The organism is Streptomyces sp. TRD_SC_5 (genome assembly GCF_056836825.1).
On sequence record NZ_JBWZZS010000001.1, the window covers coordinates 531,748 to 544,186 of the forward strand.

The following is a 12,439-nucleotide window of genomic DNA, read 5'->3' on the forward strand; positions in this document are numbered from 1 at the left end:
CAGCACTCAGCGCGCACAAGTCAGCAGGGCCACTCCCCCGTCGCCAGGAACTGGTCGATCGCGGCGCTGTACGGAGCGATGTCCAGGCCCTGTTCGGCGAGCCAGGCGTCCGAGTAGTACTTGTCGAGATAGCGGTCGCCGGAGTCGCAGATCAGCGTGACGACGCTGCCCTTCTGCCCCTCCGCGACCATCCCCCCGATGATCTTCAGCGCGCTCCACAGCCCGGTCCCGGTGGAGCCGCCCGCCTTGCGGCCGATGGCCCGGTCCAGCGCCCGTACGGCCGCCACACTCGCCGCGTCCGGAACCTTCATCATCCGGTCCACGGCGCCGGGCACGAAGCTCGGCTCCATGCGGGGCCGGCCGATGCCCTCGATACGCGAACCGCAGTCGCTCGTGGCGCCCGGGTCGCCACGGGTCCAGCCGTCGAAGAAACAGGAGTTCTCCGGATCCGGTACGCAGATACGCGTGTCGTGCTGCATGTAATGGACGTAGCGCGCGATGGTCGCGGACGTGCCGCCCGTCCCGGCGGTGGCGACGATCCAGGCCGGTTCCGGGTACCGCTCCAGCCGCATCTGCTGGTAGACGGATTCGGCGATGTTGTTGTTGCCGCGCCAGTCGGTGGCGCGTTCCGCATAGGTGAACTGGTCCATGTAGTGGCCGCCGGACCGGGCAGCGAGGGCGGCGGACTCCTCGTACATCTTCCGGGAGTCGTCGACGAAGTGGCACTGACCGCCGTGGAATTGGATCAGCCGGATCTTCTCGGGACTGGTGGTGCGCGGCATCACCGCGATGAAGGGCACGCCGATCAGCTTCGCGAAGTACGCCTCCGAGACGGCGGTCGAGCCGCTGGACGCCTCGATGACGGGCTTGCCTGGTCTGATCCAGCCGTTGCACAGTCCGTAGAGGAAGAGCGACCGGGCGAGACGGTGCTTGAGGCTGCCGGTGGGGTGGGTGGACTCGTCCTTGAGGTACAGGTCGATCTCCCACTCCTCGGGCAGCGGGAAGCGCAGCAGGTGCGTGTCCGCCGACCGGTTGGCATCCGCCTGGACCTTACGGACGGCCTCTTTCAGCCAGGCCCGGTATTCCGGATCGCTGCGGTCCACGTCCATCGTCGGCATGGCGTTGCTGCCGGTACGTGCCTGGTCAGTGGTGCTCATGCGGGCCGCTCCTCGTCGTAGCGCTCCCAGGGCAGCTGGTTCGCCCCGGAAACTCCGGTCCCCGACTGCCACTTTAAGCCTCTCACCTGCACAAACGTTGACTTTGGGCAGCCATAGGGATCGCTTGTGGGGCGGGGGCGGCACGGGGTGACACCCATGGGCCTCGAGGTCCGGCGTCTCGTCAGCCGATCGTCGAGGGGCTCTGGTGCGCGGGCCCGGCCTTGTGCAGACTGCCCAGCAGACACCTGCGCGAAGAGGACACCTGCGCGAAGGGGGCGAAGTGGAATGGCGGAGCCCGAGTTCAGCGCTACGGGCGTACGGATAGGGCGCTGGCCCCGCTCACTGACCAAGGCCGGCCACGTGCTGGTCAAGGACGGCAGGCTGGTCCTGCTGACGAGCAACGGGCGGGAGATCGACAGTGCGCCGCTGGACTCCGTGACCGCGGCCCGCCCCTGGTTCGCCGGGGACGACAGCACCGTGGCGACGGTCAACGGCACCCGGTACCGGCTCACCATGGGGCAGCGCGGACACGCCAAGGACGGTGAGGAACTGGCCGGGCGGTTCCTGGAGGCGGTCCGCGGCTCACGGGACGTACGCAACATCCACGGCGTACAGGACTCGCGAGACTGATGGGGCGCGAGTTGCGGAGCCCCAGCGCCTGGGTGACCCTGGTCTCACATCACTCAGGGTGCAACGGCGGTGACGCTGAGAACCAGCCCCGCCGGACCAAACAGCAGACAGCCACTGCTGGATCCGTTCTCCGTCTTCTTCCGGACCTATTCGGGGAGTCGCAGCCGTGATCAGCGAGCCAAGCAGGCACTGCACGGTGGAGCTCCAGGCCCTGCCGTCGCGGATCGGTCAGGTCCGCAGAATCATCTCGGCGCAATTGCGCTACTGGCATTTGGATCCCTTGATAGACCCGGCGGCGCTCGGCGTCACCGAATTGCTGACCAACGTCCACCGGCACGCAGAGCCGGACAAGATGTGCACCGTGGAGATCGAGCTGCTGCTCGACCGCCTGACGGTGTCCGTCCACGACCACGATCCGCGTCTGCCCACAGTCCGTGCGGCCGGCGCGTCCGAGACGAGCGGGCGCGGGCTCGCTCTCATCGAGGCGGTCAGCGAGAGCTGGGGCGTGCGCCCGCAGGGCGACGCCGGGAAGGTCGTGTGGTTCACGCTGCCGACGCCGGCTCCCGCCGTGACTCTGCCGCCGTACCCCGTGTACGGAGCGACGACCGACGGACCGTTCTCGCACCCCGGGGCCGGTCACGAGGCCGTCCCGGCGACGCACGCGCCCGCCGCCGTCCGGTCCGCCGTAGCGGGCTGACCGGACGGCGGCCCCCGGCAGCCAGGGGCGGCCGGGGGCCTGCGGCGTGGCGATGGCGCGCAGACGGCCGGCTCGGGCGTGAGGTACTTCTCGGCGTCGGCCCGCGTCATCACGGTGCAGGTGGCTTCGCCCAGGCCGTCCTCGCCGCCCATGCCGTCCTCGCCGCCGAAGGTGCCCAGGCCTACGACCCTCACCTTCGCCGGATCGGTGGTACGGCCTCGACACCCAGGAGCCCGCGGTGAACGTTCCCGCGAAGCGTCGTTTGTGGCCGCACGGGAGGGCATGGTCAGCCGTACGGGCGTACTCACTACTGTCCGCTGGGGGAGTTCGCCAGGCCGGTGGTGCAGCCGGCCGTGCAGTGGATCAGCGTGGAGTTCGGGAGCCCGAGGGCCCCATGATCGCGGTGCGTCCGGCCGGGAAGTCGACGTTCACCGCGTCCAAGGCCCTGGCGACCGTGGCGGTACTGGTGGCGGCGCCGGTCATACGGCACCGCCCTTCGACGCGGTAGGCCCGAACTGCTCGTCCAGTACGGACAGGCGGCGCCAGTACTCCTCCTCGTCGATCTCACCGGAGGCGAAACGCCGCCCGAGCATCGCGATCGGCGAGCTCTCGCTGTACGTCACCCGCTCCCGCTCCTGCCAGGGTCCGCGGCGCCCGCTCCGCCCCCGCCAGACGCCGGTGCGGCGCAGCACGGCGCCGATGCCGACGACGACGGCCGCCCAGATCAGCGGGAAGAAGAGAATCCACGGGCCGGGTCCTTCGTGCGCCAGGGTGTTCATGTCGGTCAGCTCCTCGGTGCATGTCTCGTTGTCGGTACTACGAGCGTCGCTCCGGGAGGTGCCACTGGTCGTCGTACAGCCAGCGGCAGTGCGCGTACCACGCGGGGAGTAGACAGGGCCTTCACAACTGCTTCAGGCCTACGTGGGCGACGGCCTTAAGGCGGCGCGCGCGTGCGGAGCGGACCGGCTCAGCGACTGACCGGCCGCCGCGCGAACCGGTCGAGCGCGGCGAGCACCAGTGCCTGCATCGTCTCGCTGCCCTTGTGGCCCGCGTCGTCGACGACGGTGAGTTCCGCGTCCGGCCAGGCCTGCGCGAGTTCCCAGGCGGTGCCGTGCGGGCTGCTCAGGTCGTGGCGGCCGTGGAGGAGTACGCCGGGGATGCCGGCCAGCCGCCCCGCGTCGCGCAGCAGTTGTCCCTCTTCCAGCCAGGCGCCGTGCGAGAAGTAGTGGGAGGCGAGGCGCACCAGTGCGATGCGGGCGGCGGAGGGGCGGTCGCCGTAGGGGTTGGCGCTGCCGCTCGGTTCGAGGGACAGTACGGCGTCCTCCCAGGCGCACCAGTCGGCCGTGGCCTTCTCGCGAACCGCCCGGTCGGGGTCCGATACGAGCCGTGCGTACGCCGCTACGAGGTCGCCGTCGCGGGCGTTCCGTGGAACGCCCGCCCGGAACCGCTGCCATGCCTCGGGGAAGAACCGTGCGACGCCCCGGTAGAGCCAGTCGATCTCCGAACGGCGGGTCGTGGTGACACCGGAGATGACGATTTCGCAGACACGGTCCGGGTGGCTCTCGGCGTAGGCGAGGATCAGTGTCGATCCCCAGGAACCGCCGAAGAGCAGCCAGCGTTCGATGCCCAGGTGCTCTCGCAACCGCTCCATGTCACGGATCAGTTGGTGGGTCGTGTTGTGCGTGAGGTCGGTGGCCGGGTCGCTCACGTGCGGGGTGCTGCGGCCGCATCCGCGCTGGTCGAAGAGAACGGTCCGGTAGCGCTCCGGGTCGAAGTAACGGCGCGCGCCGGGGCCGCAGCCGGAGCCCGGGCCCCCGTGGACGACCAGTGCGGGCTTGCCGGCGGGGTTGCCGCAGACCTCCCAGTGGACGAGGTTGCCGTGGCCGACGTCGAGCATGCCCTCGTCGTAGGGCTCGATGGCCGGGTACGTCGTGGTCATGCGGTCCCCCGCGAACCCGCGAGCGCGGCGAGCGGGTCGTCGAGCACCGGCTGCCAGGCCAACTCGGCCGCCCCGACGAGGCTGTTGTGGTCCAGCGTGCACGGCAGGATGGGTACGCCGCCGCTGCGCCCCCACAGGCTGCGGTCGGCCACCACGGCGCGCAGCCGTTCCGGGTCGGCGTCGAGCAGCTCGCGGTGCAGGCCGCCGAGGATGATGCGGTCGGGGTTGAGGATGTTCACGAGTCCGGCGAGGCCGAGGCCCAGGCGGTCGATCAGCTCCTCGCCCGCTTCCCGGATCGCCGGGTCGTCGTACTGTCCACGCAGCAGCTCGCGCGACTGCTGGAGCAGCGAGACCTCGGGGCCGGGGACGCGGCCGGCCGCGTTGAGGAAGGCCAGCGGGTCGGTCTCGACGTCGAGGCAGCCGCGGCCGCCGCAGTAGCAGGGGCGGCCGTCGGGGTTGACCGTGAGGTGGCCGACTTCGAGGGCGAGGCCCGAACTTCCGGTGTGCAGGCGGCCGTCGACGACCAGGGCCCCGCCGACGCCACGGTGTCCCGTGGCGACGCAGAGGAGGTGCTGGGCCCCGCGGCCGGCGCCGTGGCGGTGCTCGGCGAGTGCGGCGAGGTTGACGTCGTTGCCCGCGAAGGCGGGGCCCGCGATGCCGGCGGCGCGTACCTGTTCGGCGAAGATGTCGCGGACCGGGGAGCCGGCGGGCCAGGCGAGGTGCAGCGGGTTGAGGGCCGTCCCCTCCGGCTCTGCCACGGCGGAAGGAACGGCCAGACCCGCGCCCACACAGCGGCGGCCGCTCTCGCGCAGCAGCAGGGCGCCGGCCTCGACCACCGCTCCGAGGACCTGCGCCGGGTCGGCGGACACCGTTTTGCGGCCGGGAGCGGTCGCGACGGTCCGGCCGCCGAGGCCGACGAGCGCCGCTCGGTAGCCGTCGGCGTGGATCTGCGCGGCCAGGACGACGGGGCCCGAGTCGTTGACGGCCAGCCGGTGCGAGGGGCGGCCCTGCGAGCCGGCCGCCGCGCCCGGCCGGGAGTCGACCTGGATCAGCCCGAGGGCCTCCAGTTCGGCGGCGACCGCTCCGGCCGTGGCCCTGGTGACGCCGAGCTCGGCAGTGAGGACGGCGCGGGTGGGCGCCCGTCCTGTGTGCACCAGTTCCAGGGCAGGGCCGAGCGCGCTCCGGCCCCTCTCCAGCCTCGTCTTGATGGTGGTCGCCTTCCCGTTCATGGGGGCGAGTCTCCCATGTGGCGACATCGCCAGGGACGGCGGTGTGACGGCTTGCACGCGGCGAGCCGGGTCGTCGTTCAGCCCTGGGGTGCGGCGGCGAGGTGCTGGTCGGCGGCCCAGGAGGCCGAGGATGCCATCGACCTCGACGCCCTGTCCTACCGGCGCCTGGGCCTGCGCGGAGTGTCCTTCGGCTTCACCAGAGCCACCGAGCTCGGTGAGGTCGTCGCGTCCGCAGGCCGGCAACTGCAGCCCGCGGTCGCCGACGGCCGCATCCACCCCCTCATCGACAGCACCCACACACTCGCCACCGCCGCGTCTTCGCACGGGTCCCGGCTGAGTAGGCGTACTCAGGCGCGTCCGGCCCCGGGGGCGCACTCTGGAGGGACCACACCGGACGGAGAGACCACCATGACCGCTCGACGACTGCGCGCCGCGGCGCGCCTGACGTTCCGCAATCCCGCCTCGCTGGCCTACCTCGGACTGGTCGCGGCGACCGCGGTGTTCGTCACGGTGGACACTCTCTTCGTGACGCACGAGGACGCCTCGTTCGCCGGGGTCTGGCTGTTCCTCCTGAGCGCGCCGACCATCTTCGCCTTCTTCATCGGCGGCGACCTGTTCGGGACGGCCGTGACCGAGTCGGGCTGGTTCCTGTACGTCACTCTGCCGCTCTCCGTGCTCATCCAGGCGTTCGCGCTCGGGTGGTTCGTGCGGCTGCTCCGCGGGACCTCGCCCCGTCCCGCCCATCCGCAGGGCGCCTGACCGTCGCAGCGCGCGGCTGACAGAATCTTCCCCATGGAGATGGCCAGATTCATTGGATTGCTGGACGAGCAAGGTCAGTTGCTTGCCACCGCCGCCGAAAAGGCGGGCACCGGCGCCGAAGTGCCCACCTGCACCGGCTGGCAGGTGCGTGACCTGCTGCGGCACACGGGCATAATCCACCGGTGGGCGATGTCGTTCATCACGACAGGGCTCAGCGAGCGCCAGGCTCCTGGGAGCGAGCCGGACCTGGACGGGGACGCGCTGCTCACCTGGTTCCGCGAGGGCCACACCCTGCTGGTCGCGGCGCTGAAGGCCGCGCCCCAGGACCTGGAGTGCTGGGCCTTCCTGCCCGCGCCGTCGCCGCTCGCCTTCTGGGCCCGGCGGCAGGCGCACGAGACGGCGGTCCACCGCGTGGACGCCGAGTCGGCGCTCGGCGCCGGGTTCTCCGCTCTGCCTCAGGAGTTCGCGGCGGACGGCATCGACGAGCTGCTGCGCGGCTTCCATGCCCGCGACCGCAGCCGGGTGCGCACCGAGGAACCGCGCGTCCTGCGCGTACGGGTGACGGACTCGGACGACGTATGGACGGTACGGCTCTCCGAGGGGCCGCCGCGCACGGACCGCACCTCGCAGGGCACCGCGGACTGCGAGCTGAGCGGGACCGCCGAGCGGCTGTATCAAGTCCTGTGGAACCGGCTGCCGCTCTCCGAGATCTCGGTGTCCGGTGACGACGCGCTCGCCCGCCTGTGGCAGGAGAAGTCGCCCGTCTGACCGCGCACTGGAGGGGCCGGACCTGGGCATGCCGCGCCGCGCCCGGCCCGCGTTCGGTGAGCGCGACCTCACGCCCCTGCGGTCCTCGCCGCACATCCCGCGACGGACCAGGCCGTCCTTCCGCCAAGCCCGTAGGGAGGCGTCCGAGACCGACCGCCGAGGGGGACGTGTGCGGCCGACGGGTGCTCTTGCCCGTCGGCCGCACACGCTGTGAGACTTCGGGACATGAGGACGAGGACGCAGGCTCAGCGCGACGCGATGACGATCGAGATCGGTTACGCCGTACTGAGCGCGGTGGTGCTCGCGGGTGTCACCTTCGCCGCCGTCACGGGCCCCTGGTACGTCTTCGACGCCCCGCAGGCCCTGTCCAGGGCCATGCTCGTGTCCGGAAGCGCAGCGGCCGTGCTCGTCTTCGTCCTGCGCATCGTGCACGTGCTGTGGGGCTACCGCGGCGCGCCCGGGACTCAGCCGAGCCAGCCGGGACGCACCAGCCCCGACTCGTAGGCCAGTACGACCAGTTGGGCCCGGTCTCGGGCGCCCAGCTTCACCATGGTGCGACTGACGTGCGTCTTCGCGGTGAGCGGGCTGACGACGAGCCGGCGGGCGATCTCCTCGTTGGACAGGCCGATGCCCACCAGGGCCATCACCTCCCGCTCCCGGTCGGTCAGCTCAACCAGCGCCTCGTCCTTGCCCGGTTCCTTGGAGCGGGCCGCGAACTCAGCGATCAGCCTGCGCGTCACGCCGGGCGACAGCAGCGCGTCCCCGTCCACCACGGCCCGTACCGCCCGCAGCAGTTCCTCCGGTTCGGTGTCCTTGACGAGGAAACCGGAGGCCCCGTTGCGGATCGCCTCGAAGACATACTCGTCGAGTTCGAAGGTGGTCAGCATGATCACCTTTACGTCGTGCAGCTCCGCGTCGCCGGTGATCCCGCGCGTGGCGGCGAGACCGTCGAGCCCTGGCATGCGGATGTCCATCAGTACGACGTCGGGGCGCAGTTCGCGCACCAGGCGCACCGCCTCCTCGCCGTCCGCCGCCTCCCCCGCGACCTCGATGTCCGGTTGCGCGTCCAGCAGGGCCCGGAAGCCGGCCCGTACCAGCGACTGGTCGTCGGCGAGCAGTACGCGGATCACGAGTTCTCCTTCTGCGAGTTCTGCGAGTTCTGCGAGTTCTGCGAGTTCTGCGAGTCCGGCGGGTTCTGCGCGGTCTGCGCGGCGGGGAACGGAAGCGTGGCGTCCACGCGGAAGCCGCCGTCCGGGCGCGGCCCGGCCTCGATCGTGCCACCGAGGGCGGACGCACGCTCGCGCATTCCCACCAGGCCGTTGCCGCTGCCGCCCGCGTCGCCGCCGGTGGCCGGGCCGTCGTCGTCGATCCGCAGGTCCAGGCGGCCGGGCGCGTAACCGAGCCGGACGCGGGCCGTGCGCGAGCCGGAGTGCCGGACCACGTTGGTCAGGGCCTCCTGGACGATGCGGAAGGCGGCGAGGTCGCTGCCGGGCGGCAGCGCGGACCGTACCCCTTCGGTCTCGATCCCCACCGTGAGACCGGCCCCCGATGCCTGCTCCACCAGTTCGGGAAGCCGGTCGAGTCCGGGCGCCGGGGAGCGCGGGGCGTCGCCCGGCGTCCGGAGCGTGTCGAGGACCTGCCGTACCTCGCCCAGCGCCTCCTTGCTGGCGGCCTTGATGGTGGTCAGGGCGCTGCGGGCCTGCTCGGGGTCCGAGTCGAGGAGGGCCAGTCCGACGCCCGCCTGGACGTTGATGACGGAGATGCTGTGAGCCAGTACGTCGTGAAGTTCGCGCGCGATGCGAAGCCGTTCCTCGTCGGCGCGCCGCTTCTCGGCGGCCTGACGCTCGACGCGCTCGCGCGCCCGCTGCTCCCGTCGTACGCGCACGAGTTCCGAGGCGGCGAGGATGGCCGCCACCCAGGCGGCGACCACCAGTTCCTGCCCCCAGGGCGCGGGCTCGTCCCCGCCGGGCGGCAGCCACTTGTAGAACCAGTGCGAGATCAGCGCATGGCCCACCCAGAGCATGCCGAGTGCCCACCAGGCGGCCCGCCGGTGACCGGCGACGACGGCGGCGAAGCAGCCCATGGCGGCCGGAACGAAGACCGGTCCGTACGGATACCCCGCACCCAGGTAGAGCATGGCGGCCGCGGACGTACCGAACGCCACGAACACGGGGTACCGGTGGCGCAGCAGAAGCAGCGCCGCTCCCGCGAACAGCAGGAGCCGGGCGAAGACGTCGAGGGGCTCCCGGTCGAGCTGCCCACCGGCCGCGAACCCCGACCCCGCCTGCACGAACACGGTCACGGCCAGTGTCGAGACCCACGGCAGCCGGCCGCCCGTCGGCCGGGCCGCCCAGGGCTGCCATCGCGGCGGGCCGCCCCGCTGCCGGGGTGGACCGCCGCACCACCGTTCATGCTGCGGTTTCATATCGGCCACGCTAGACCGGGCGCGGCGGCCGGGTCGTCAGCCGGGCGGCGTGATCACAGGTACTCCCTGCGCAGTACGTCGTCGTCGGACGCGCTGCCGGCGCACGAAGGAGCCGCGGCGCCGCATCGCGGAGGCGATGTGCGCCGATCCGGGTCCGGGGCGCGCTCGCCGCAGCAGCGGGTGCCGCGTCAGGAACCGGCGCTGCTGCGGGGCGTGGCGGCGGTGCCGGGTGCGGTGCCGGCTGCCTGGCCTCTGCCGCTGATCAGCCCCACGGCCTGGGCGAGGCCTGCGGCGGAGTGCTCGAAGAACGTGTCGCGGTCCTCGACGATGCGGTTGAACTGGCCGAAGACCTCGAAGGAGATCAGGCCGAAGAGCTGCGACCACGCGGCGACCAGAGCGGTGACGACGGGCGCGGGAAGGTCCGGGGCGACGTCGTCGGTGATCCGGCGGGCCTCGGGGTGGAGGGCGGCGGTGAGGGGCGGGACGGCGAGGCCGTTGTCCTGGTGGGCCTCGCGTACGACGCGGATGAGCACCTGGCCGACGCGGGAGGCGGGGCCGACGGTCGCCGCGGGGGCGGTGTAGCCGGGGACGGGCGAGCCGTAGATCAGGGCGTACTCGTGGGGGTGCGCGAGGGCCCAGGCGCGTACGGCCGCGCAGACGGCGGTCCAGCGGGCGGGGTGGGACGCGCGGGCGGGCCGCCGGGCGAGAGCGGTCTCGGCGGCGGCGCCCACGGCGTCGTACGCGTCGACGATCAGGGCGGTCAGGAGGTCGTCGCGGCTGGGGAAGTAGCGGTAGAGCGCGGAGGAGACCATGCCGAGCTCGCGGGCGACGGCGCGCAGCGAGAGCTTCGCGGCGCCTTCGGCGGCAAGCTGTCTGCGGGCCTCCTCCTTGATGGCCGCCGTCACTTCGGTCCGGGCTCGTTCTCTGGCTCCGCGCATGGTGCTCATGGCAGTGCATTTTGCCACGTCGGAGAGCACTGACCAATAAGGAGAGCACTGCTCTTGCTTTGGATCGCCGATTCCGTGCACACTGATCTCAATCGAGAGCAGTGCTCTCGCAATCGCGATCCCCGACTTGCGGAGGCCGTCATGTCTCAGTCCCAGCCCTACTACCTCAAGGGCAGCCCCATGGCCATCAGGCTGAACAACGTCGTGGGATGGCTCGCCCGCCACGGCTTCAGCCTGCTCGGCTCGGCCGAACTGTCCGTCCGGGGCCGAAAGAGCGGCCGGCCGCAGCGCATCCCCGTCAACCCGCACACCCACGGCGGCGCCCAGTACCTGGTCTCGGCCCGCGGCCACTCCCAGTGGGTCCGCAACATGCGCGCGGCCGGCCACGGCGAACTCCAGGTGGGCCGCAAGGTCCGCAGCTTCACCGCCGTCGAGATCCCCGACGACGAGAAGCTGCTCGTGCTCCGCACCTACCTGGAGCGCTGGGGCTGGGAGGTCAACCAGTACTTCAAGGGCGTGACCGCCAAGTCCTCCGACGAGGAGCTCCTGGCAGCAGCCCCCGACCACCCCGTCTTCCGCATCACCGTCAAGAACTGACGGCAGCAGAACGTCCCGCCTACGGCCTGTCCAGCGCACTCAGCGCGCGCTGCACGACAGGGCGCGTACGTACGATCTCGCCCAGCGATGTCGAGCCGCGCGTGATCCCGGCGAACATCTTCCAGGCAGGCCGGAATCCGGTTATGGCCGCATGCAAGAGCCCCGGACGCCGCTCGAACAACGCGAGCATCCGCCGTCCGACACCCATCTCCACACCCAGCCCCGCCTTGATCGCGAAGGCGTAGTTCAACGCCTGGCGGCGGGCGTCCACGGCGTCCTGCGCCTCCGCGATCCGCACCGCCCACTCCCCCGCGAGCCGCCCCGACCGCAGCGCGAAGGAGATCCCCTCACGGGTCCACGGCTCCAGCAGCCCCGCCGCGTCCCCGCACACCAGCACCCGGCCGCGCGACAGCGGCGAGTCGTCGCTGCGGCAGCGCGTCAGATGCCCCGAGGAGACGTCCGGTTCGAAACCGGCCAGGCCCAGCCGGGCGATGAAGTCCTCCAGGTACCGCTTGGTGGCGGCGCCGTCGCCGCGCGCCGAGATCACCCCGACCGTCAACGTCTCGCCCTTGGGGAACACCCAGCCGTAACTCCCCGGGATCGGCCCCCAGTCGATGAGAACCCGTCCCGCCCAGTCCTCGGCAACCGTCTCCGGCACCGGAATCTCGGCCTCCAGGCCGAGGTCCACCTGGTCGAGCTTCACCCCGACATGAGCCCCGATCCGACTCGCGCTGCCGTCCGCGCCGACCACCGCACGGGCCAGCACCGTCTCGCCGCCCGACAGGACCACGGCCACCGTGCGCCGGTCCGGCACGGCCGCGCCGTGCTGCTCGACGCGCGCCACCGTCGCTCCGGTACGGACCACGGCGCCCGCCTTCTGTGCCTCCTCGACCAGCGCGGCGTCGAACTCCGGCCGGTTGATGAGCCCGAAGAGCATCTGCTTCGAACGGCGTGTCCGCGTCAGCTTCCCGCCCAGCGAGAACGTCACGGCGTGCACCCGGTCCCTGAACGGCAGTTCGAAACCGGGCGGCAGTGCGTCGCGCGAAGGCCCGATGATGCCGCCGCCACAGGTCTTGTAACGGGGCAGCTCCGCCTTCTCCAGGAGGAGCACACGCCGTCCCGCGGCCGCGGCCGCATATGCCGCCGACGCCCCGGCGGGCCCGGCACCGACCACGACCACGTCCCACACCGGTTCGTCGTGCTCACGTCCGGCGTCTGCGTTCTCGCTGCTCACGATGTGCTTCTGCTCCTGATCCGCCCGGTGATCCGTACTGCTGTCGCATCCTACGGC

At 71.7% G+C, this 12,439-nt stretch carries 14 protein-coding genes; 6 read left to right on the plus strand and 8 right to left on the minus strand.

What is annotated here, in order from left to right; all coding sequences use genetic code 11:
• Positions 1-20: 20 nt before the first annotated feature.
• On the minus strand, positions 21-1,157 hold the full coding sequence (gene cds1, locus AC1P0E_RS02480; RefSeq protein ID WP_482740492.1) for an L-cysteine desulfhydrase Cds1: 1,137 nt from the start codon (positions 1,155-1,157) through the stop codon (positions 21-23).
• 285 nt (positions 1,158-1,442) lie between these two features.
• Between cds1 and AC1P0E_RS02485 the strand changes: the two genes are divergently transcribed.
• Positions 1,443-1,787, plus strand: coding sequence for a hypothetical protein (locus AC1P0E_RS02485; protein ID WP_482740493.1), 345 nt, complete (start codon positions 1,443-1,445; stop codon positions 1,785-1,787).
• 166 nt (positions 1,788-1,953) lie between these two features.
• Complete coding sequence (locus AC1P0E_RS02490) at positions 1,954-2,484, plus strand: ATP-binding protein (protein WP_482740494.1); 531 nt, start codon at positions 1,954-1,956, stop codon at positions 2,482-2,484.
• 479 nt (positions 2,485-2,963) lie between these two features.
• Here AC1P0E_RS02490 and AC1P0E_RS02495 read toward each other — a convergent pair whose 3' ends face one another.
• From AC1P0E_RS02495 to AC1P0E_RS02505, 3 genes are all read right to left on the minus strand, one after another.
• A complete protein-coding gene (locus AC1P0E_RS02495; protein WP_482740495.1) occupies positions 2,964-3,263 on the minus strand; it encodes an SHOCT domain-containing protein in 300 nt (99 codons plus the stop codon).
• A gap of 188 nt (positions 3,264-3,451) precedes the next feature.
• Entirely contained in the window at positions 3,452-4,423 is a 972-nt protein-coding gene (gene pip, locus AC1P0E_RS02500) for a prolyl aminopeptidase (protein WP_482740496.1), read from the minus strand.
• Positions 4,420-5,652, minus strand: a complete 1,233-nt coding sequence (locus tag AC1P0E_RS02505; protein WP_482740497.1) for an ROK family protein — start codon at positions 5,650-5,652, stop codon at positions 4,420-4,422. The genes pip and AC1P0E_RS02505 overlap by 4 nt, the downstream gene beginning before the upstream one ends.
• Positions 5,653-5,703: 51 nt before the next feature.
• Here AC1P0E_RS02505 and AC1P0E_RS02510 point away from each other — a divergent pair, with 51 nt between their 5' ends.
• The 3 genes from AC1P0E_RS02510 to AC1P0E_RS02520 all read left to right on the plus strand — a co-directional run bounded on the left by AC1P0E_RS02510 (position 5,704) and on the right by AC1P0E_RS02520 (position 7,683).
• The gene (locus AC1P0E_RS02510; RefSeq protein WP_482740498.1) at positions 5,704-6,411 is read left to right on the plus strand and encodes an SCO4225 family membrane protein; all 708 of its coding nucleotides are present in this window, start codon (positions 5,704-5,706) and stop codon (positions 6,409-6,411) included.
• A 33-nt stretch (positions 6,412-6,444) separates the two neighbouring features.
• Positions 6,445-7,179: a maleylpyruvate isomerase family mycothiol-dependent enzyme gene (locus AC1P0E_RS02515; protein ID WP_482740499.1), complete on the plus strand. Its 735-nt coding sequence runs from the start codon at positions 6,445-6,447 to the stop codon at positions 7,177-7,179.
• Positions 7,180-7,404: 225 nt separating this feature from the next.
• Positions 7,405-7,683: a DUF6332 family protein gene (locus AC1P0E_RS02520; RefSeq protein ID WP_482740500.1), complete on the plus strand. Its 279-nt coding sequence runs from the start codon at positions 7,405-7,407 to the stop codon at positions 7,681-7,683.
• Here AC1P0E_RS02520 and AC1P0E_RS02525 read toward each other — a convergent pair.
• The 3 genes from AC1P0E_RS02525 to AC1P0E_RS02535 form a co-directional block, all read right to left on the minus strand.
• Positions 7,644-8,309, minus strand: a complete 666-nt coding sequence (locus AC1P0E_RS02525) for a response regulator transcription factor (RefSeq protein ID WP_482740501.1) — start codon at positions 8,307-8,309, stop codon at positions 7,644-7,646. The genes AC1P0E_RS02520 and AC1P0E_RS02525 overlap by 40 nt on opposite strands.
• Positions 8,306-9,604 carry a sensor histidine kinase gene (locus AC1P0E_RS02530; RefSeq protein ID WP_482740502.1) on the minus strand — a complete coding sequence of 433 codons (1,299 nt, stop codon included), beginning with the start codon at positions 9,602-9,604 and terminating at the stop codon, positions 8,306-8,308. The genes AC1P0E_RS02525 and AC1P0E_RS02530 overlap by 4 nt, the downstream gene beginning before the upstream one ends.
• Positions 9,605-9,792: 188 nt before the next feature.
• On the minus strand, positions 9,793-10,551 hold the full coding sequence (locus AC1P0E_RS02535; RefSeq protein ID WP_482740503.1) for a TetR/AcrR family transcriptional regulator: 759 nt from the start codon (positions 10,549-10,551) through the stop codon (positions 9,793-9,795).
• A gap of 141 nt (positions 10,552-10,692) precedes the next feature.
• On the opposite strand from AC1P0E_RS02535, the gene AC1P0E_RS02540 reads away from it, so the two are divergent.
• Entirely contained in the window at positions 10,693-11,148 is a 456-nt protein-coding gene (locus tag AC1P0E_RS02540) for a nitroreductase family deazaflavin-dependent oxidoreductase (protein WP_482740504.1), read from the plus strand.
• A 19-nt stretch (positions 11,149-11,167) separates the two neighbouring features.
• Here AC1P0E_RS02540 and AC1P0E_RS02545 read toward each other — a convergent pair whose 3' ends face one another.
• The gene (locus tag AC1P0E_RS02545) at positions 11,168-12,382 is read right to left on the minus strand and encodes a geranylgeranyl reductase family protein (protein WP_482740505.1); all 1,215 of its coding nucleotides are present in this window, start codon (positions 12,380-12,382) and stop codon (positions 11,168-11,170) included.
• Between the last annotated feature and the right edge of the window lie 57 nt (positions 12,383-12,439).

Excerpts from the sequence above, each read along its gene's own strand:
- AC1P0E_RS02535 (WP_482740503.1), bottom strand. The coding sequence starts at position 10,551 with ATGAGCACCATGCGCGGAGCCAGAGAACGAGCCCGGACCGAAGTGACG.
- pip (WP_482740496.1), bottom strand. The coding sequence starts at position 4,423 with ATGACCACGACGTACCCGGCCATCGAGCCCTACGACGAGGGCATGCTC.
- AC1P0E_RS02515 (WP_482740499.1), top strand. The coding sequence starts at position 6,445 with ATGGAGATGGCCAGATTCATTGGATTGCTGGACGAGCAAGGTCAGTTG.
- AC1P0E_RS02520 (WP_482740500.1), top strand. The coding sequence starts at position 7,405 with ATGAGGACGAGGACGCAGGCTCAGCGCGACGCGATGACGATCGAGATC.
- AC1P0E_RS02530 (WP_482740502.1), bottom strand. The coding sequence starts at position 9,604 with ATGAAACCGCAGCATGAACGGTGGTGCGGCGGTCCACCCCGGCAGCGG.
- cds1 (WP_482740492.1), bottom strand. The coding sequence starts at position 1,157 with ATGAGCACCACTGACCAGGCACGTACCGGCAGCAACGCCATGCCGACG.
- AC1P0E_RS02485 (WP_482740493.1), top strand. The coding sequence starts at position 1,443 with ATGGCGGAGCCCGAGTTCAGCGCTACGGGCGTACGGATAGGGCGCTGG.
- AC1P0E_RS02540 (WP_482740504.1), top strand. The coding sequence starts at position 10,693 with ATGTCTCAGTCCCAGCCCTACTACCTCAAGGGCAGCCCCATGGCCATC.
- AC1P0E_RS02495 (WP_482740495.1), bottom strand. The coding sequence starts at position 3,263 with ATGAACACCCTGGCGCACGAAGGACCCGGCCCGTGGATTCTCTTCTTC.
- AC1P0E_RS02505 (WP_482740497.1), bottom strand. The coding sequence starts at position 5,652 with ATGAACGGGAAGGCGACCACCATCAAGACGAGGCTGGAGAGGGGCCGG.